This is a genomic window from Thalassobacillus devorans MSP14, from assembly GCF_000496835.1.
Taxonomy (GTDB): domain Bacteria; phylum Bacillota; class Bacilli; order Bacillales; family Halobacillaceae; genus Thalassobacillus; species Thalassobacillus devorans_B.
This window is the reverse complement of sequence record NZ_KI543236.1, coordinates 1,014,549-1,033,650: the sequence shown is the minus strand read 5'-3', so window position 1 is coordinate 1,033,650 and position 19,102 is coordinate 1,014,549. Positions and strand designations below refer to the sequence as shown.

General features: G+C 45.1%; 18 protein-coding genes. 2 read left to right on the top strand and 16 right to left on the bottom strand.

Going from position 1 to position 19,102, the window contains the following annotated elements; all coding sequences use genetic code 11:
- Positions 1–84: 84 nt before the first annotated feature.
- Positions 85–1,755, bottom strand: coding sequence for a DAK2 domain-containing protein (locus P855_RS0106120; protein ID WP_028782735.1), 1,671 nt, complete (start codon positions 1,753–1,755; stop codon positions 85–87).
- 45 nt (positions 1,756–1,800) lie between these two features.
- A complete protein-coding gene (locus P855_RS0106115; RefSeq protein WP_028782734.1) occupies positions 1,801–2,163 on the bottom strand; it encodes an Asp23/Gls24 family envelope stress response protein in 363 nt (120 codons plus the stop codon).
- Positions 2,164–2,425: 262 nt separating this feature from the next.
- Between P855_RS0106115 and rpmB the strand changes: the two genes are divergently transcribed.
- Positions 2,426–2,614: a 50S ribosomal protein L28 gene (gene rpmB, locus P855_RS0106110; protein ID WP_028782733.1), complete on the top strand. Its 189-nt coding sequence runs from the start codon at positions 2,426–2,428 to the stop codon at positions 2,612–2,614.
- A gap of 112 nt (positions 2,615–2,726) precedes the next feature.
- Here rpmB and spoVM read toward each other — a convergent pair whose 3' ends face one another.
- The 14 genes from spoVM to P855_RS0106040 form a co-directional block, all read right to left on the bottom strand.
- Positions 2,727–2,807, bottom strand: a complete 81-nt coding sequence (gene spoVM / locus P855_RS20585) for a stage V sporulation protein SpoVM (RefSeq protein ID WP_037985670.1) — start codon at positions 2,805–2,807, stop codon at positions 2,727–2,729.
- 59 nt (positions 2,808–2,866) lie between these two features.
- On the bottom strand, positions 2,867–3,514 hold the full coding sequence (locus P855_RS0106100) for a thiamine diphosphokinase (protein WP_028782732.1): 648 nt from the start codon (positions 3,512–3,514) through the stop codon (positions 2,867–2,869).
- 51 nt (positions 3,515–3,565) lie between these two features.
- Positions 3,566–4,216, bottom strand: coding sequence for a ribulose-phosphate 3-epimerase (gene rpe / locus P855_RS0106095; RefSeq protein WP_028782731.1), 651 nt, complete (start codon positions 4,214–4,216; stop codon positions 3,566–3,568).
- A 4-nt stretch (positions 4,217–4,220) separates the two neighbouring features.
- Positions 4,221–5,096, bottom strand: a complete 876-nt coding sequence (gene rsgA / locus P855_RS0106090; protein WP_028782730.1) for a ribosome small subunit-dependent GTPase A — start codon at positions 5,094–5,096, stop codon at positions 4,221–4,223.
- 12 nt (positions 5,097–5,108) lie between these two features.
- Positions 5,109–7,214, bottom strand: a complete 2,106-nt coding sequence (pknB, locus tag P855_RS0106085) for a Stk1 family PASTA domain-containing Ser/Thr kinase (protein ID WP_028782729.1) — start codon at positions 7,212–7,214, stop codon at positions 5,109–5,111.
- On the bottom strand, positions 7,214–7,972 hold the full coding sequence (locus tag P855_RS0106080) for a Stp1/IreP family PP2C-type Ser/Thr phosphatase (RefSeq protein ID WP_028782728.1): 759 nt from the start codon (positions 7,970–7,972) through the stop codon (positions 7,214–7,216). The genes pknB and P855_RS0106080 overlap by 1 nt, the downstream gene beginning before the upstream one ends.
- Before the next feature lie 45 nt (positions 7,973–8,017).
- Positions 8,018–9,367 (bottom strand): 16S rRNA (cytosine(967)-C(5))-methyltransferase RsmB, encoded by a 1,350-nt coding sequence (gene rsmB / locus P855_RS0106075; protein ID WP_028782727.1) that lies wholly within the window; start codon positions 9,365–9,367, stop codon positions 8,018–8,020.
- Entirely contained in the window at positions 9,360–10,307 is a 948-nt protein-coding gene (fmt, locus tag P855_RS0106070) for a methionyl-tRNA formyltransferase (RefSeq protein WP_028782726.1), read from the bottom strand. Before fmt ends, rsmB begins: the two co-directional genes overlap by 8 nt.
- Positions 10,308–10,324: 17 nt before the next feature.
- Positions 10,325–12,742, bottom strand: coding sequence for a primosomal protein N' (gene priA, locus P855_RS0106065; protein ID WP_037985668.1), 2,418 nt, complete (start codon positions 12,740–12,742; stop codon positions 10,325–10,327).
- Positions 12,735–13,931 (bottom strand): bifunctional phosphopantothenoylcysteine decarboxylase/phosphopantothenate--cysteine ligase CoaBC, encoded by a 1,197-nt coding sequence (gene coaBC, locus P855_RS0106060; RefSeq protein ID WP_028782724.1) that lies wholly within the window; start codon positions 13,929–13,931, stop codon positions 12,735–12,737. Before coaBC ends, priA begins: the two co-directional genes overlap by 8 nt.
- Before the next feature lie 581 nt (positions 13,932–14,512).
- On the bottom strand, positions 14,513–14,734 hold the full coding sequence (gene rpoZ / locus P855_RS0106055) for a DNA-directed RNA polymerase subunit omega (protein ID WP_084315632.1): 222 nt from the start codon (positions 14,732–14,734) through the stop codon (positions 14,513–14,515).
- Positions 14,731–15,351: a guanylate kinase gene (gene gmk, locus P855_RS0106050; RefSeq protein WP_028782722.1), complete on the bottom strand. Its 621-nt coding sequence runs from the start codon at positions 15,349–15,351 to the stop codon at positions 14,731–14,733. The genes rpoZ and gmk overlap by 4 nt, the downstream gene beginning before the upstream one ends.
- A gap of 11 nt (positions 15,352–15,362) precedes the next feature.
- Complete coding sequence (gene remA, locus P855_RS0106045) at positions 15,363–15,626, bottom strand: extracellular matrix/biofilm regulator RemA (RefSeq protein ID WP_028782721.1); 264 nt, start codon at positions 15,624–15,626, stop codon at positions 15,363–15,365.
- 187 nt (positions 15,627–15,813) lie between these two features.
- The gene (locus P855_RS0106040; protein WP_028782720.1) at positions 15,814–16,695 is read right to left on the bottom strand and encodes a YicC/YloC family endoribonuclease; all 882 of its coding nucleotides are present in this window, start codon (positions 16,693–16,695) and stop codon (positions 15,814–15,816) included.
- A gap of 146 nt (positions 16,696–16,841) precedes the next feature.
- Between P855_RS0106040 and P855_RS0106035 the strand changes: the two genes are divergently transcribed.
- Positions 16,842–18,563, top strand: coding sequence for an Rqc2 family fibronectin-binding protein (locus P855_RS0106035; RefSeq protein WP_028782719.1), 1,722 nt, complete (start codon positions 16,842–16,844; stop codon positions 18,561–18,563).
- Positions 18,564–19,102: the final 539 nt, after the last annotated feature.

Below are 19,102 nucleotides of genomic sequence, written 5' to 3'. Positions count from 1 at the left end.
TTCTACAAAAACATAAAATCATTAAATCGAAAAAAGATCTAAATCTATTTTGATTTAGACCTTTTCGAGCTTGGGAACCATTAATTATTCTACTGAAAAAATGAAAGAATAAATTGGCTGGTCCCCTTGATGGACTTCCACTTCAATGTCTTCGAATTTTTCTTCCATAAAGGATTCTATCTTTTCGATTTCTTCCTGGGTCGCATCTTCCCCGGTCAGAACTGTCAGAATTTCATCCTCATCTTCATCAATCATTTCATTGAGCAATTTCTCGACAGTGATGATTTTATCTTTATCCGTAGCTTTGATATCGCCATCTAATATACCCATGAAATGATCCTTTTCGATAGTCATCCCGTCAATTTGTGTATCACGCACCGCATAGGTGATCTGCCCTGTTTTTACATGTCCCATCATTCCGGACATTTCCTGCTTATTTGTTTCAAGATCAGCTTCCGGGTTGAACGCCAGGAGAGCGCTCATCCCTTGAGGAATTGATTTGCTCGGGATGACAGCAACATTATCTTCAGCAAGATCGGCTGCCTGCTCGGCAGCCATCACGATATTTTTGTTGTTGGGCAGGATCAGAACGTTTTTCGCATGGGCCTGACTCACGGCTTCAGATATATCCTTCGTGCTTGGATTCATTGTCTGTCCGCCCTGGATGACCACTGTAGCGCCGAGGCTTTCGAACATTTTTTTAAGTCCCTCACCCATGGATACAGTAATTATGCCGTAATCCGCTTTTTCTTTCGGCTGTTGCTTTTTATTCCCTTTTTTATCGCCGACGATGGAAGTATGCTGCTCGCGCATATTCTCGATTTTCATGTTCACAAGACTTCCATAGCGCTGCCCAAGTGTCATCGCCTCACCCGGATATTCTACATGAACATGGACTTTGATGAGTTCATCATCTGATACGACAAGCAAAGAATCTCCCATTTCGCTCAACTCATTGCGGAATGTATCTTCATCATAAGGATGTTCCTTAAGCTTGTCTTCCTCGAATTTAACCATGAACTCTGTACAGTAACCGAATTCTATATCTTCGGTTTCCATAAAATCCTGGGCAAGTTTATGATGTTCTGCATTAACCATCTCATCCATAGAAGAAGTACTTGCAGGCTCAGGTAGCGTTTCCCCTTTCAGGTTGGCAAGAAAGCCTTCATAGATCGTTACAAGTCCCTGTCCGCCGCTGTCTACAACGCCTACTTCCTTCAGGACAGGAAGCAGATCCGGAGTCCGTTTCAACGATGCTTTGGACTCTTTCAAGACTTCATCCAGAAAAACGATCATATCTTCTTCTTTTTCAGCTATTTTGACAGCTGCTTCTGCTGATTCTTTCGCTACTGTCAAAATCGTCCCTTCAACCGGCTTCATGACTGCCTTATAAGCAGTTTCAACTCCAGCCTGCAACGCCTGGGCGAACTCCTTTGTATCACATGACTCTTTGTGGGCAAGCTCTTTGCCAAAACCACGGAATAATTGAGACAGAATGACACCTGAGTTGCCACGCGCTCCCATTAATAAACCTTTCGCCAGGGCCTGTGCTACATCCCCAGTATGGTTATTCTCAACATTTCTTACCTCATTGGCACCTGAAGTCATGGATAAATTCATATTCGTACCTGTATCACCATCAGGAACGGGAAAGACGTTCAATGCATCAATCATATCAGCATTGTTAGTCAGATGCTGAGCGCCTGCCAGCACCATCTCTGCGAACGTTTTGCCGTCCAACATATTAACCGTCACACCTGCTTCCTCCTCTATATCTGCTAGTTTGTCTTATTGATTCGTTTATTCAGCGGAAACACGAACACCCTGAATATAGATGTTCACAGAGTTTACGGATAATCCGACTGTCTTATTCAATGTATATTTCACTTGAGACTGGACGTTATGCGCAACTTCGGAAATCTTTGTACCGTAGCTGACGATAATGTACATATCAATATGCAGCGTGTCTTCTTCCTGTCTGACCACCACGCCTTTGGAAAAATTCTCTTTCCTGAGAATCTCCGCGATACCATCACGCAGCTGGCTTTTAGAAGCCATCCCTACGATTCCGTAGCATTCGACTGCGGCTCCACCTGCAATAGTAGAAATAACTTCGTTACTGATTGTTACTTGCCCATATTTGGTATTCATATCAACAGACATGATGATCCTCCTTCGTCCCTGTTAGTTTATTCCCTATATTATAACACATTCTCAAGTATGTAAGGATTATCGCATAACTCCTCATCTGGTAAAGGCATCCGTTGATTAAAGATTGCCCCTATAATACTTTGGATTAATTACTCCGTTCTGTCAAGTGAAAATTCTTGATATAATTTAACAGCAATTATTGCAATCCCTTGTTCATTATGATACATTGTATAAGTATTTCAAGATACATTTGTAAGCACTAGGAGGGATTACCATGGGACGTAAATGTGTTGTAACAGGACGCAAAACTACTTCAGGTAACAATCGTTCACACGCAATGAACGCTAATAAACGTAATTTCAAGGCTAACGTACAAAAAGTACGCATTCTGGTTGACGGCAAGCCTAAAAAAGTTTATGTATCTGCCCGTGCACTTAAATCTGGTAAAGTAACACGCGTATAATTACGCAGGACTGCGCCTGAAGATTCCGGCGCATATCATTTACTTTAACACGGGAAATCATTTACACTTTTAAAGTACAAAAAAAGCACCCTGCGCCGGGGTGCTTTTTTTGTTACCCTTTTTTAAAGGTTCCTATGACAGCTCTTACGAAGCCACCAATGAATTTTGGGAGTTTAATGGTATAAAATTTCAATGAGTCCCCCTCCTCTTTCCCAAATCACTACTTGCAGATGAACTGTATGGTGCGCGCGCTCAACTATCTCGACTCCTTATTAACAATAGTATGCCCTGGCTGTATGAAAAAGTACCATATTCTTTAACAAGCTTGTTTGACATACAGAGAGTCGACCCGATTGGCAGGCTTTTATTTTCAAGGGGATAATAAAAACCTTGAAGCGTCAGTTCCTCTACAATCAAGGACATGGGAATGAATGATATATATGGATAGCTGTCATTCTTCATTACCTGATGCTCTCCAGGGGTAGTCAGTTCGATATGATTCTGCTTATCAATAATGACTGCTTTGATGCCCGCCCGCTCCGTCTGGTGAAGCAAATGGATATTAGCCAGGGTATGGTCGATCCGCCCGCCGGTAACCCCAAATAAATAAATTTCGTCAGGCTGTTCTTTAATCGCTGCTTTAATTGCCAGTTCTAAGTCGGTATCATCTTTTTCCTCTGGATAGACCTCCGTAACAGCTGCATATCCCTTTATTTCACCAAGGCGGCCTTCCGAAACCGAGTCAAAATCCCCGATTGCCAATTTCATCGGAATTCCTTGTTCATAAAGTACTTCGGCTCCCTGGTCGGCACCGACCCAGGTCATTCCTGCTTCATGATGTGCATTCAATTCAGGAATATACTGTTTCGGCCCTCCGCCGACAATTGCAATACGTTTCATCTGCCACACTCCTAACGGAAAACAGCCGCACAAGGTGCGGCTGGAGAAATTTTAATAAGCATTCTTTATAGCATTAATGGCTGCTTTTCTGTCTTCCTTATTAAAAACGGCGCTTCCGGCAACGAGAACATCGGCGCCAGCATCGACACATGTCTTAGCCGTTTCTGCATTTACCCCACCGTCAATTTCAATTTCAAACGAGAGATCCATTTCATCTCTCCAGTCGGCAATTTGCCGGATTTTCGGCACTACCGATTGAATGAATGACTGGCCCCCGAAACCAGGGTTGACTGTCATTAGTAAAACAAGATCGACATCCGAAAGAATTGGTTTGATCGTTTCAGCTGGTGTAGCAGGGTTGATGACAACACCGGCTTTTACTCCATGACTTTTTATCAACTGGATCGTACGGTGCAAATGCACATTAGCTTCCTGGTGTACTGTTATAATATCAGCCCCCGCTTTAGCGAATGCTTCGATATATTGTTCGGCATTCTCAATCATCAAATGGACATCCAAAGGCAGGTCAGTAACTGGACGCACAGCATCCACGATTAAAGGACCGATCGTGATGTTAGGAACAAAATGCCCATCCATGACATCTATATGGATATAATCCGCTCCCCCGTCTGCCACTTCCTGAATTTCCTGTCCCAGTTTTGCAAAATCTGCGGATAATATAGAAGGTGCTATTTTTGTCATCTATTCAATACCTCGGCTTTCTCGTTTGTATTTCTTCTAAAAATTGCAAGTAATTTTCGTAGCGCTGACTGGCTATTTCCCCATGATCAACACCAGCCTTCACCGCGCACTTCGGTTCTTTTTTATGGAGACATCCCCTGAACTTGCATAAATGCTGGACTTCCCTGAACTCGGGGAAGCATTCCGGCAGCTGATCCTCTTCAAGCTCCTGGAATTCCAGTGAGCTGAAACCAGGGGTGTCCGCTACTAATCCTCCGGCAATTTCAAATAATTCTACATGTCTGGTGGTGTGTTTCCCTCGTCCAAGACTTTCAGAAATCTCATTTGTTTCGATTTCCAATTCCGGGTCCAGGTGATTCAGCAAGGTGGACTTGCCGACGCCTGACTGGCCGGCAACGACCGTGATTTTTCCTGTGAAGTGTGATTGGATCTCCTCAAGCGCCATATCTTTTTCCTTTGATGTCAATAGGACCGTATAACCGGCCTGCTGATAGAGCTCCTGATAAGTGCGTATATCTGCTTCTTCCTTCGACCCGTCTACTTTTGAGATGACAATCAATGGTTCAATCCGATTAGCTTCCACCAGCACAAGAAACCGATCCAGGAGTAAAGGATTGAATGCCGGGTCTTTCGCAGAGGTCATGATCAATGCCTGGTCGACATTCGCAACGGGCGGCCTTACTAATTCATTTTTGCGTTTTTCGATCGAAAGGACGTATCCTTCTTTCTGGTTATCCGCTTCAAAGGTGACTTCATCCCCCACCAAAGGGGTGATCTTTTGTTTACGGAACACCCCTCTGCCTTTACATTGATACACTTTCCCCTCGGAATAGACATAATAGAAGCCACTCAATGCTTTTGTGATTTTTCCTACCGGCATTATTTCACCATCCTAATACTGAATCGTCTGTTCCTCGTAGATTTCACCGTCACGGAGAACTCGATAACTGGCCTCTGAACCAGGAGCTATACTCATTTCAATCTTGAATTCCGTATCTTTCGTAATGGTCGCTTTTTGGTATACCTCTTCCCCGTCTGAATCATTATCTTGCACATAAATGATCACTTCCTGTCCAGGTGGTTCTTCTTCTGGAGGGTTGTCTTTATTTTCATCAACCTGGTTTTCACCGTCTGGATTTTCGCCATCCTGGTTTTCACCGTCTGGATTCTCATCATCCTGTTCCGGATTGTCCTGGTTTTGCTTTTCATCCTCAGGAGGTTGATATTTTACCATAACCGTTTCGGTGTGGGTACGCGGCTTGGCTTCGGGTCCCATAGAGATAACAATCGTCACGGTCGACCCTTGCACCACGGTACCTGAAGAAGGTTCCTGCCTTATAACCTTTCCTTTACCAAAGCTATCCGAGTATTCCTGCTGTACGTCGACTTTCAGGTTGTTTTCTTTTAAATAAGACTCCGCTTCTGCCTGCGTATATCCTGTCAGAGATTTCAAATCGACAGGAGGAGGACCAGAGCTGACAGTGAACACAATTCGTTGATCTTCAGGTACCACTTCCTGGCCGGCATCTGGAAACTGATCTATGATAGTCCCTTTTTCGTATTCGCTGGAGGTCTTCGAAAAACCCTGAATATCAGAAAAACCTTTGGCTTCCAATTCCGTTTTCTTCTGGTCAAAATTATCGCCGATATAATCCCCGAACGTAGTCGTTTCTTTACCATCGCTGGAATAGACAGTGACGGTGGATCCCTCTTTGATCGTTTCGCCCTTGTCAGGATCAGTTCTGATTACATATCCTTCTTCCACTGTATCTGAAAACTCGGTTTCTCTCTCTACCTGAAGGTTCAAATTTCTAAGTTCACTATACGCTTCTTCATACTCCATCCCTGTTACATCGATCATTTCGACGTCTTTTGGCTCCAGTAATCCCGGAACAAGGAATAAGGCTGCTGCCCCGGCAGCTAATAGCACTAGGAATATCGTCAATAGCCATGGCCAGACTTTCTTTTTCTTCTTCTTTTCTTTTTTATTAACAGGTTCGTCCTGTTTTTTATCCGCCACCACTTCGACCGGCTTTGTGGCATGGCTTTTGCCGTTGGTATGGACAATCGTTTCATCGTTATGGTTATTTTCGAATGCTTCTTTTGTTATGACTGGTATCGCCTTCGTTTTTTCATCCAAATCATCTTCGATTACAAATGGGGCTTCATCCATCCGTTCAGGATCCAATGCGGTCGCCATGTCATCTTCCATCTCATGCACATTCGCATAACGTTGGAGCGGATCTTTAGCTGTCGCTTTCAACACGACATTTTCGACACTTTGAGGGAGATCCGGATTCCACCTTTTCAAAGAAGGGGTATCGTTCTGTAAATGCTTCAATGCTACCGAGACAGCCGATTCTCCTGAGAATGGAAGACGTCCGGTCAACAGTTCGAACATGACTATTCCCATAGAATAAATATCTGATTTTTTTGTTGCTACCCCGCCTCTTGCCTGTTCTGGTGATAGATAATGAACAGATCCGAGAATAGAATTGGTCTGTGTCAATGCGGTTGCACTTAAAGCCATGGCTATCCCAAAGTCTGTGACTTTGACTTGCCCGTAATGGTCGATCAGAATGTTTTCCGGTTTGATATCCCGATGGACGATTTCGTTATCATGCGCATGAGCGATGGCGGAAGAGACCTGCTGCATAATATCTATAGCCGCAGTCACATCCACGGGGCTATGAAGCTGTATGTATTTTTTCAACGTCATCCCGTCAATGTGTTCCATGACCATATAATAGATATCATCTTCTTCGCCCACATCGTAGATATTTACGATATTCGGATGGGAGAGACTGGTGGCCGATTGGGCTTCCCGGTGAAACCTGGCGATGAATTCCTCGTCATTCCCGTATTCAAGCCGTAGTACCTTAATTGCTACATCGCGATTCAAAATGGTATCTTTTCCCAGGTAGACATTTGCCATCCCGCCGCCGCCGATTGTCTCTTTGATCAAATATCGTTCGCTCAACAGGCGGTTGTTCAGCATTAGGAGCCACCCTCTTTCTCATTCGAGTGGTCATAATGGACGAGAGCAAGGGTGATGTTATCTTCTCCGCCACGCTCATTTGCAATTTGGATAAGTTTGTTCGCGGCTTCTTCCAGCTCCAGTGGGTTTTTCACCAGCTCAAACAATTCCTCGTCATTCAGTTTATTGGTCAACCCATCACTGCATAGCATCAGTACGTCATTCTGTTCCCAGCCTAATGTCTTAACATCAATCGTCAGGTCCGGCTCCGTGCCAAGCGCCTTCAATAACACATTTTTGCGCGGATGCTGCTCTGCATCCTCTTTCGTTATCTGCCCGGAACGGACCAGCTCATTGACCAGCGAATGGTCTTCCGTCACCTGCTGGAATCCATAATGATTAGCTAAATAACATCTGCTGTCTCCGATATGGGCGATAGTGACGAAATCATTCGTACAAATGGCTGCAACGATGGTGGTACCCATCCCTTTACATTCCTCATTCGCCCTCGAATGCTCCAGAATCGTATGGTTAATGGAATGAATCGCTTGCTCCAGCCACTCTTCGGCCTGGTCTGGTGATGATATTATATCAGCATTCTGCCAATGGTTATGTAAGTAGGAGGTAGCCATTTCACTTGCCACATCCCCCGCTCGATGACCGCCCATTCCATCTGCTACCACCGCAAGCGTCTGGTAACGGCCATTAACAAAAAGGCCTCCGGCATCTTCGTTATGATTTCGCACCTGGCCCCGGTCTGTCAAAAAATAACCGTTCATCATTTCACCTCGTCTTCTGTTACGCTCAGTTACTAAATTTTTGAATCAATCCATCCTTCTCAGCCTGGTCAAAAAGAATCCATCGGTATCAAAATGCTGCGGGAATAGCTGCAGCCCATATTCGCTTAGTCCTGGTGCCTTCTGCAGCGCATCCGGAAGACTCTTGATGAAGGATGCATCAATGATATATTCAGGGTGATTGTCTAAAAACCTTTCAATGACCTGCTCATTCTCGCGCTGGTCCACTGTGCATGTACTATACACCAGCTTGCCACCCTTCTTCAAAAGAGGCGCCATGCTTTCGAGCAGTTCATCCTGGATCGAGGATAATACCAATATATCCTGTTCCTGCTTATGATACTTGATGTCCGGTTTGCTGCGTAGAACGCCTAGTCCTGAACAAGGAGCGTCCAATAGAATTCTATCGAAACTTTCCACTCCATGTTTACTGCCAAGCTCCCGGCTGTCCGCCTGTCCAGCTTCTATGATATCAAGGTCAAGCTGTTTCGCTTTTTCGGAGACCAATTTAGCCTTTTTGGCATGGAGGTCATAAGCGATGACCTTGCCTTCGTTTTGCATTTTCTCGGCAATATGGGTGGTTTTGCCGCCGGGTGCACTACAGGCATCCAGCACGTCCATCCCCGGCTGCACATCCATCATCTCGCCAACCAGCATGGAACTTTGATCCTGAATCGTCAGGATGCCACTTTTGAAGAAACCATGTTTTAGTATGTTGCCTTTCTGAATTAAAATTCCCTGAGGAGAAAGTTTCGATGGTTCCACTTCAAAACCGTCATCGGTCAACTGTCTCATGACCTCCTCCCTGTCGGCTTTCATTGGCTGGACGCGGACGCTGACAACTTTGTGTGTCAGGTTGGTATTACACATCTCCCGTGTTGTTTCCAGCCCATACATATCCACCCAACTGCCAACGAGCCAATCCGGGTGGCTGGTTTCGACAGCTAATCTCTCGACAGGATCCTCGATTTTACTGGTATCCGGTACACCTTCCCGCTGAATAGTCCGTAATACTCCATTTACCAGGGATGCTATCCCTTTATGTCCACGTTTTTTAGAAATTTCCACGGCTTCATGGATAATCGCATGATCAGGAACTTTATCCAAAAACTGCATTTGATAAACAGACATATAAAGCAGCCATTTCACCCAGGATTTCACCTTTTTTTTTCCTTTGATCCTATCATCGACATAATAGGCCAGCAGGTTGCGGCGCTGCAACGTTCCATATACAATTTCTGTCAATAAAGCTCCATCACGCTCTGACAATTTTTCTTCTTTCATGGCCCGGTCAATCAAAACATGACTGAATCCACCTTGATCGCCGATTCTTGTCAGCAGATCCAGGGCCGTTTCCCGTAGCGCAAATTTACTCATTGCCTTTTCCTAACTTTTCGCCTCGTTCCAGCTGACTTCCTGCTCCATTCAGAAAATCGACTGCTGACATCCGCTTTTTTCCTGTTGGCTGTAATTCCGTTATCTTAAGACCTTTCCCATCACCGGCGGTAACGACAAAACCATCTTCCTGGATATCTACAATTACACCTGGCTCACCGTTACCTGAGATACTTGTTTTTTCCCCCCACCATATTTTCATCGGTCTCCCTCTCCAATGGGTGTAGGCAACCGGCCATGGATGCAGCCCGCGGATCTGATTATAAACGGTCACCTGGTCAGCGTTCCAATCGATTTCCTCCTGCTCGCGTTTAATATTGGATGCGAAGGTGACTAACGCTTCATCCTGCCGCTTCGGTTCGATCTCACCAGCCAGCAGTGCCGGAAGTGTCTCATGCAATAATTGAGCACCAGCTTTAGCAAGTTTGTCATGTAATGTTCCGACATGATCTTCTTCCTGGATCGCTACTTTGATTTGAGAAAGAATATCGCCGGCATCCAGTTTTTCAACCATATACATGATGGTGACGCCAGTTTCTTCTTTCCCTTGCAGGATAGCATAATGGATCGGCGCACCCCCACGCAGCTCAGGAAGTAAGGAGGCATGTACATTAATACAGCCATGTTTGGGTGCTTCCAGTAACGCTTTCGGTAAAATTTGGCCAAAGGCAGCAGTAACGATCAAGTCAGGCTCATAAGCGAGCACTTTCTCATATTCATCACGGATTTTTTCCGGCTGAAAGACAGAGATGCCATGTTTTTCGGCGGCCGTTTTTACTGGCGGCGGTGTCATGACCTTTTTTCTTCCTTTTGGCCGGTCCGGCTGTGAAACGGCAAGTACGATTTCATATCTATCTGCGATTAATTGTTCCAATACGGGAACGGCAAAATCAGGTGTTCCCATAAATGCGATTTTTGTCATGGTTGGCGGCTCCCTTCTTACATGAGCTGGTATGGTTGAAAGTCTATCGAAATCTGCAGCTCATTCTTTCTGATTTCTTCATCATAATAATGCAGTACTTTTTTCAATAATTTCCGCTGCTCGGGTTCTTGCTTGTATTTTATCATGCATTGATACCGATATCTATCTTTGATCCGTGCAAGTGCAGATGGGGTCGGGCCGAGGACCGTGGCTCCATCTGACAGTTTACCATTCAAAAACTTGCATATTTTCTGGGTGACTTCCTGTGCTTTCAATTGATTAGGGTGAGAAACGGTAATCAACGTCAAAAAATAAAAAGGTGGATATTGAAAAGCCTTTCGAAGTTTCATTTCCTGATTAAAAAAACGGGTGTAATCATACTGACTGGCAAGCTCAATGCTGTAGTGTTCCGGTGTATAAGTCTGTACGATCACTTCGCCTGGCTTCAAATGACGCCCGGCCCGACCGCTGACCTGAGTCAATAACTGAAACGTTTTTTCCGCTGAGCGAAAATCAGGAAGATTCAAAAGTGAATCTGCTGTCAGCACCCCTACCAGGGTTACGTTTTGAAAGTCCAGCCCTTTGGCAATCATTTGTGTCCCTAGTAAAATATCTGCTTCCCCCCGGCCGAATTGGGAAAGAAGCTTTTCGTGAGCACCTTTTCTTCTGGTCGTATCGACATCCATCCGCACGACTCTTGCTTCCGGAAGCAATTGCTGCAGATTTTCCTCCACTTTTTGTGTCCCTGTACCGAAATACCGGATTGAGTCACTTTCGCATTCCGGACATCTGACCGGCAGGGGTTCCTCATAGCCACAATAGTGACATTTTAACCTTTCCTGTCTGCGATGATATGTGAGTGCGATATCACAGTGGGGACACTCGCTGACATACCCGCAATCCCGGCACATGACGAATGTCGAATAGCCGCGACGGTTCAAAAACAGGACCACCTGCTCTTTTCTTCTCAAACGCTCTTCCATGCTTTCCATCAATGCACGGGAAAACATCGAGCGGTTTCCGGCATGCAGCTCTTCACGCATGTCGACTAATTCTACTTCCGGCATCGTCGCATCGTTCATCCGTTTGGAGAGTGTAAGCAGCCGGTAGTTCCCTTTCTTAGCACGGGCAAAGGTTTCCAGGGTAGGTGTTGCACTCCCAAGTACGACCGGGCACTGATGGTGTTCACTACGGTATATGGCCACATCTCTCGCGTGATACCGGGGGTGATCTTCCTGTTTATAGCTTGTTTCGTGCTCTTCATCAATAATGATAATACCGAGATCCGTAAAAGGAGCGAAGATGGCCGATCGGGCACCCACCACCACCTGCACTTCTTTCCGCTGTATTTTTCGCCATTCATCATATTTTTCTCCCGCTGATAAAGCACTGTGCATAACAGCAACCCTGGAGCCGAATCTCCCTTTAAAACGCTCCACCATTTGTGGCGTCAACGCTATTTCAGGAACGAGCATCACTGCTTCCATGCCTTTATCAATCACCTGCTGTATCGACTGCAGATAGACTTCCGTCTTACCACTTCCTGTAACGCCGTGCAGCAGCATCACCTCATGACGATCTTCTTCGATGCTGGCCAAGACAGGGGCAATCGCTTCCTGCTGTTCTTCTGTCAGGGCAAACGGCTCGGTACGTTCGAATTCTCTATTTTGATAAGGGTCTCTGTATACTTCCTGTTTGAATTCCTCGATGAGCCCTTTTTCTATTAAGGGTTTCAAGGATGCACGGGTAGTCGATAACGTTTGCAGTAAATGTTTTTGGGATACAGGTTCCGGATAATCGACAAAAAATTGTACGATTTCTTTTTGCTTCACTGCCTGCTTCGGCAAATCGATCGTCGCTTCTTCTAATTCCACTGGTGATTTTCCTGGCTGTATCATTCTGGTCGTTTTCTTCGTTTCCTTACTTTTTACCTCGTAATGGACATCAATGAGACCATCATGAATTGTCTTCTGCAGTTGGTGATAACTGATCCCCGCCTGCTCGAATTCTTCAAAATCAATCACATCGCGGCCAGCGAAAAGCTGCTCTAAAGCTTCAGGCAGCACCTCTTCATCCTGGCGCCATAACTCTTTTCTATATTTCGCTTTAAGCACTTGTGGCAGCATAACCTGGAAAGAGGAAATATAAAAGCTTAACGTCTTTTCCGTCAGCCATTTTCCAAGCCTGATCAGTTCCTCCGTAAGAATCGGGGTAAGGTCCAGCACATCGGAAACAGGCTTCAGTTTATCAAACTCACTTTCATCTGTGAGTGATACGACATACCCCATTACTTTACGCGGGCCGAATGGAACGATGACCCGGACACCCGGCTGGACGATACCTTGATATTTAGCTGGAATTCGGTAATCAAAGGGGCGGTTGGTCTGTGAAGACGGGACATCGACGACGACACGGGCAATGTCTAAACTACTCATGAGGCCAATCCAACTTAATCTGGTTGAATATGGTTTGTGCCAATTGTTTTTTACTCATCATCGGCAGTTCTGTTTCCTCGAACTTATGATTGATGTATACCGCTCTATTCGTATCATGGCCGAACCCCGCCCCTTCATCAGCAACATTATTAATCACGATAGCATCCAGGTTTTTCTTTTCAAGCTTTTCCTTCCCATAAGGGACGGGGTTGTCCGTTTCTGCTGCAAAACCTACGAGGAATTGGCGGTCCTTCTCTTCTCCCAGCTTCTTCAGTATATCTTTGGTCCGTTCCATTTCAACAACGTATTCGCCAGGTTGTTTTTTCATTTTTTTATCATAGGTGACTGCCGGACGGTAATCAGCGACAGCAGCCGATTTAATGACAATATCCTGACCCTTGTAATTAGCTAGTACTGCCTGGTACATTTCCTCTGCTGTTGTAACATCAATCCGGTTCACCCCCGCGGGCGTTTTTTGCTGTACGGGCCCTGCGACCAAAGTCACCGCTGCACCGAGCCTGGCTGCTTCTTCTGCTAAAGCAAACCCCATTTTACCGGAAGATGGGTTTGTGAAATAACGGACCGGATCGATTTTTTCCCTGGTAGGTCCTGCAGTGATCAGCACACGTTTTCCGTGCAGCCAGCCAGGGGCATCGATATTATCTAATACCTGGACAATTGTTTCCGGCTCTTCGAGTCGTCCTTTGCCCACATAACCACAAGCAAGGTACCCTTCTCCTGGTTCTATGAATTTGTAGCCCCATTGATCCAGCGTGGTCATGTTTTTGATGACAGCAGGGTGTGCATACATATGTACATTCATCGCTGGTGCTACATAGACAGGTGCTTCTGTTGCAAGCAGTGTCGTAGAAAGCATATCATCCGCGATTCCATTGGCAAGCTTACCGATAATATTGGCAGTCGCTGGTGCAATCAAAAATAAATCTGCCCAATCCGCAAGATCTATATGCGCAATATAGCGGGGGTCTTTTTCATCGAAGGTATCGGTATAGACTGGATTGCGCGACAAGGCCTGGAATGTCAGTGGCGTAACGAATTCCACCGCACTTTCTGTCATGACTACTTTGACTTCGGCGCCTGCCTGGACCAGCTTGCTTGTTAATGCGCTCGCTTTATAAACGGCGATTCCTCCGGAAACACCGAGTACAATCCGCTTTCCCTTGAGCATAACCATCTTCTCCCTTTACTACTTTGTCGATTAATTAACTAGAAGGAAAGCCGCGCTCAATGCTGTACTTAGCGCGGCTTTCCTTCATACTAAAAATTTTCACTGTCACGTACCAATGTTAAACGTGCGCTTTCGCTTTTCAAACCCAGGCTCTAATGTTGATTTTACAATTAAAACTCCCTTTTATGGAAGGCTCAGTTTCGAGAGAAACTGTTTCCGTTACGGTGGTGAGCGTTTGGAGGTCCGGGAAATCACTCGCTTTCCATGGGCGGACGGTGAGCTTCCTCAGGCTTCGCCTTGCGGGATCTCACCATGTCCCCCGCAGGAAAGAAACGAATGCGTAATTGCCTTGGGAGACACGACACGCATAAGCAGAACAGCAAAAGGGAAGTGTTCTTTCTTCCCGTTGATGGACTGCTTATGTCGCGAGTGTCTAGGCGATGAAGCTGGAAAGCGAGTAGTTTCCAAGCCACCCCTAACGCTTTTATGGTAAAGAACCTTGAAACTGAGTCTTCCATAATCCGGCCCTTTTGTTGAATAAGCACCTTATGAAAAATCAACAACGTTTTACAGAGTAAAACTTAAAATTGGCGTTCCTGGATTTCGTCTGCGAAGGAGTATGTCAGTTTGCCTTCGCGGATTTCCTCCAGTGCGACTCCGACGAATTTATGTGATAGTGGTTTTTCGATCATCGGCTCGCCTTCCTGCTGCAGGTCACGTGCTCTGCGGGCAGATAACGTAACAAGTGTATATTTTGATTTGATCTGTTTTTGCAATGAATCGATTGATGGTTCTAACATCATGATCGACCAGCCTCCAATGCTTTTTTGTATTGTTTCGCAACGCGCTCCCGTTTGCAATGCTCACTCATAACGATCGATTGGACTTTTTTGACTGCATTATCTACTTCGTCATTGACGACAACATAGTCATAAGCATCCATCATCTCAATTTCTTCACTTGCTGTATGCAGCCGGTTTTTCACTTTTTCCTCGGTTTCCGTACCGCGGCTGACGATGCGGTCTTTCAGCTCTTCAAGGCTTGGTGGAATCAGGAAAATGAATACTCCCTGTGGAAAGTTTTGCTTGACCTGCAAGGCTCCCTGGACCTCGATTTCTAGAAATACGTCTTTTCCATTTTCCAATGTTTCTTCCACATACTCCCGCGGTGTGCCGTAATAATTGCCGACATACTCCGCGTGTTCGAGTAATTTGCCTTCCGCTATCAATCTTTCAAATTCCTCCCGGCTTTTGAAAAAGTAATCGACGCCATCGGTTTCCCCTTCCCGGGCTCCCCGGGTGGTCATTGATATCGAATATCTCAAATCTGTCGACTGCTCGAATAAGGACTTCCTGACAGTACCTTTTCCAACGCCAGACGGACCTGAGAGAATGAATAAAATACCTTTCTCTTCAATCACTTTATGTCCTCCTAGTTTTCATCAGATATATCGTCATGACTGATCACCCGTTGTCCTACTGTTTCCGGTTGAACAGCGGAGAGGACGACGTGATCACTATCGGTGATGATGACCGCACGTGTACGTCGGCCATATGTAGCATCTACTAGTTTATTATTGTCCCTTGCAACAGTAATAATACGTTTAATCGGAGCGGACTCCGGAGAAACGATAGAAATCACCCGGTTGGCAGAGACGACATTTCCAAAACCTATATTAATTAACTTCAGACTCAAAACAGTTCCTCCTCCATGACACGTTCTCTTTGCATTACTTATATTATAAGGAAAAAATGCAAGCAGTGTAAATTGTATGATTCCTGGTTGTGTTTTTCAAGCTGGTGAAGGAGGCGGCTCCATCGTACCATTGATGAAAAACAATGTAATACCGTCACGTTGGCAGTATTATCGATAGCTTTCTGACTTATTCCACATTTTGAACCTGTTCTTTGATTTTTTCAATCTCACTTTTTAATAATACCACCCATTCACTGATTTTGGCATCATTTGATTTTGACCCGATGGTATTTACTTCCCGGTGCATTTCCTGAACAATGAAATCCAAACGGCGCCCGATAGCATCCGGCTTCTCTAATGTATCATCGAATTGTTCCATATGTGAAAACAACCGCGTAATCTCTTCCGTGATATCCCCTTTTTCAGCCAGCAAGGCCACTTCCTGGAGAATGCGGGAATCTTCGACGTGCAGTTGTTCCTGGACATACTCCTCGATCCGCTGCTTGATCCTCTCCCGGTAGGCCTCTATGACCACTTCTCTTCGCCCGGCGAGACCATCGACTACTTGCCGGATATTCGACAGGCGATTCAGCATATCATGCTTCAAGGCATCACCTTCACGTTTTCTCATTTCCAACAATTTGAAGACAGCTGCCTCGAGGGTGGACAGCACATGTTGTTCCCAATGATTTTCATCTTGCTCCTGTTCCTGGACAAGAAATACGTCTTCCAATTTAGTTACCATATCAACCGTGAGATCTCCAGTCAATTCATAGTGGGACTTCAATTCTTTTAAACGGCGCAAGTATTGATCTGCTAAATCCCAGTCAAGCTTCAATTCACGCTTACCCAGTTCTTCACCTTCTATGGTTAGGAAAATATCAATTTTTCCTCTATGGATCGATTGCTGAACCACTTTTTTCATTTTATCTTCTAAGAATAAAAATGTACGTGGCATTTTTGTGGAAATATCCAAAAAACGATGATTCACGGATCTTACTTCTAAGCTTAACCGCGCTTCTCCCAACTCCATTGTTTTTCTTCCATACCCTGTCATACTTCTCACCATAAAATCACACCCGTCAACTCAATATGTTTCCATTCTGGTTACCATTTTAACAAAAAGACCGTCTTCATGGCTATGAAAAACACGCCTGATGATAGAGACGGTTCGGGAAAACATGCTATACTAGCAACATTGAGAGGTGAATCCCTATGTCATTTGATGGAATAGTAACTCGAGCTGTAACCCACGAACTTGAACAGACTATTACCACAGGAAGAATTATGAAAATCTATCAGCCGACAGAAACCGAACTGGTTTTTACGGTAAGATCCCAGCGGAAAAACCATTCGTTACTATTATCTGTACATCCAAGTTATGCCCGTTTTCATTTGACGGATGATAACTATTATAACCCGAAGGAACCACCGATGTTTTGTATGCTCCTTCGAAAGCATTTAACCGGCGGGTTCATCGAGAAAATCGAGCAGGTAGATATGGAACGGATTGTACGTTTCCATGTAAAAACAAGGAACGAACTCGGAGATGAAACAACGAAAATCCTAATTATTGAAGTGATGGGCAAACATAGCAACATTATTTTAGCAGACGCAGAAAAAGGACATATCCTTGACAGCATCAAGCATCTTCCCCCTTCCCAGAACAGGTACCGGACGGTCATGCCGGGCCAGCCCTATAAATTCCCTCCGGAGCAGGGAAAAGTAAATCCATTAGATCTTAATGGGGAATCCTTCGTCCGGAAGCTTGATTTCAATGCTGGAAAAATGGACCGGCAAATGCTGGATGTCCTGATGGGATGTTCCCCCTTGATTACAAAGGAACTCGCCTACCAGGCTCACTTAGGCTCAGCTAACGCTTATCAGGAAGCTTTCCTTCAATTCCAGCAAAAATTGAAAGAACATGATTATCAGCCGCGAATTTATCATGGTAAGAAAGAACAATTTTACGTCCTGCCGCTTTCTACAGTAGAAGGGGAAGCAGAGGAATTCGAACAGGTCAGTACGATGCTGGACTCCTACTATTCTGGAAAAGCAGAACGTGACCGCGTCAAACAACAGGCTGGTGACTTGTACCGTTTCTTGAAAAATGAACGCGAAAAAAATATCCGTAAAATCAAAAAACATCAACAGACATTAAAGAAAGCAGAAAAAGCCGATGACTATCAGAAAGAGGGCGAACTGTTGACGGCTCACCTGCATCTGGTAAAGCAGGGAGATAAACAAGTTGATGTTGTCGACTATTATGATCCAGAACAGCGAACGATCACAATCGAACTGAACCCGAATAAGACACCCAGCGAAAATGCCCAAAGTCTGTTCCAGACTTATCAAAAAATGAAAAAGTCCAGGCAAGTCGTCCAAGAAGAAATCAAAAAAGCAGAAACGGAAATCGAATATTTCGATCAGCTCATCCAGCAGGTTGAAAAAGCCAGGGAGCAGGATATTGAAGAAATCAGAGAGGAACTGCGCGAAGAAGGTTATTTAAAGAAAAAACCCCAGACAAATAAACGTAAAAAGAAACCGAAGGCACCAGAACCGGAAACTTTCACCGCCAGTGATGGAACGGCCATCTATGTAGGCAGGAATAATAAGCAAAATGAATATTTGACCAACCGTATGGCTAATAAAAATGATGTCTGGCTTCATACGAAAGACATCCCTGGTTCGCACGTAGTGATCCGGTCGAATGCCCCTTCGGAGGATACGCTGTTAGAAGCGGCACAGCTTGCTGCTAATTTCAGTAAATCTTCCCAGTCTTCTTCCGTCCCTGTCGATTATACGTTGATCAGGCATGTGAAAAAGCCTTCCGGAGCAAAACCTGGTTATGTCATTTATGATAACCAGCAAACATTATTCGTCACTCCCGATCCGGCATATATCAAGAAACTAAAAAAGGATGGTTCCTCCCAATAAGGAGTACCATCCTTTTTGTTTGGCTATGTTAAACGTTGTTGATTTTTTATAAGAGACGAAAAGTCGAAGACTTGATTTCGAGATATTATTGGAGTTTAGGGGCTCCGGGAAACGATTCGCTTTCCGTGGGCGTGTGCTGAGTCTCCTCAGGCTTCGCCTTGCGGGGCCTCACCTATCACTCAGCTCCCACAGGAGTCTCATCGTTCCCCTCCACCCTCTGCCATAAAATTTTCTCGAAATCACACTTGTAAAAACTGCCTCTGGATAATAGAAAGAAGACTTCGTTCCCTTTATTTCCTTAATAAATACCTCAGTATGAAAGGTTTAGTTGCATACTCTTTTCTCATTAGGAGGGTCCGTTTAGTACAAAATTGGCTGGATGGGAAGGGAAACGGCGAGACTCCCGCGGGAGAAGGGGCTAGGCGAGATCCCGCAGGGCTTTAGCCCGAGGAAGCTTGCCAGATCCCCCGCAGGAAAGCGAGTCGTTTCCAAGACCATCCCATTTCTCTTATGGTAATGGACCCCACTATCTCGAAACT

What these genes read in the sequence shown, in the direction of transcription:
- P855_RS0106115 (WP_028782734.1), bottom strand. Translation starts at nt 2,163, where the DNA reads ATGTCTGTTGATATGAATACCAAATATGGGCAAGTAACAATCAGTAAC.
- rpmB (WP_028782733.1), top strand. Translation starts at nt 2,426, where the DNA reads ATGGGACGTAAATGTGTTGTAACAGGACGCAAAACTACTTCAGGTAAC.
- P855_RS0106100 (WP_028782732.1), bottom strand. Translation starts at nt 3,514, where the DNA reads ATGAAACGTATTGCAATTGTCGGCGGAGGGCCGAAACAGTATATTCCT.
- rpe (WP_028782731.1), bottom strand. Translation starts at nt 4,216, where the DNA reads ATGACAAAAATAGCACCTTCTATATTATCCGCAGATTTTGCAAAACTG.
- rsgA (WP_028782730.1), bottom strand. Translation starts at nt 5,096, where the DNA reads ATGCCGGTAGGAAAAATCACAAAAGCATTGAGTGGCTTCTATTATGTC.
- pknB (WP_028782729.1), bottom strand. Translation starts at nt 7,214, where the DNA reads ATGCTGAACAACCGCCTGTTGAGCGAACGATATTTGATCAAAGAGACA.
- P855_RS0106080 (WP_028782728.1), bottom strand. Translation starts at nt 7,972, where the DNA reads ATGAACGGTTATTTTTTGACAGACCGGGGCCAGGTGCGAAATCATAAC.
- rsmB (WP_028782727.1), bottom strand. Translation starts at nt 9,367, where the DNA reads ATGAGTAAATTTGCGCTACGGGAAACGGCCCTGGATCTGCTGACAAGA.
- fmt (WP_028782726.1), bottom strand. Translation starts at nt 10,307, where the DNA reads ATGACAAAAATCGCATTTATGGGAACACCTGATTTTGCCGTTCCCGTA.
- priA (WP_037985668.1), bottom strand. Translation starts at nt 12,742, where the DNA reads ATGAGTAGTTTAGACATTGCCCGTGTCGTCGTCGATGTCCCGTCTTCA.
- coaBC (WP_028782724.1), bottom strand. Translation starts at nt 13,931, where the DNA reads ATGCTCAAGGGAAAGCGGATTGTACTCGGTGTTTCCGGAGGAATCGCC.
- rpoZ (WP_084315632.1), bottom strand. Translation starts at nt 14,734, where the DNA reads ATGATGTTAGAACCATCAATCGATTCATTGCAAAAACAGATCAAATCA.
- P855_RS0106040 (WP_028782720.1), bottom strand. Translation starts at nt 16,695, where the DNA reads ATGGTGAGAAGTATGACAGGGTATGGAAGAAAAACAATGGAGTTGGGA.
- P855_RS0106035 (WP_028782719.1), top strand. Translation starts at nt 16,842, where the DNA reads ATGTCATTTGATGGAATAGTAACTCGAGCTGTAACCCACGAACTTGAA.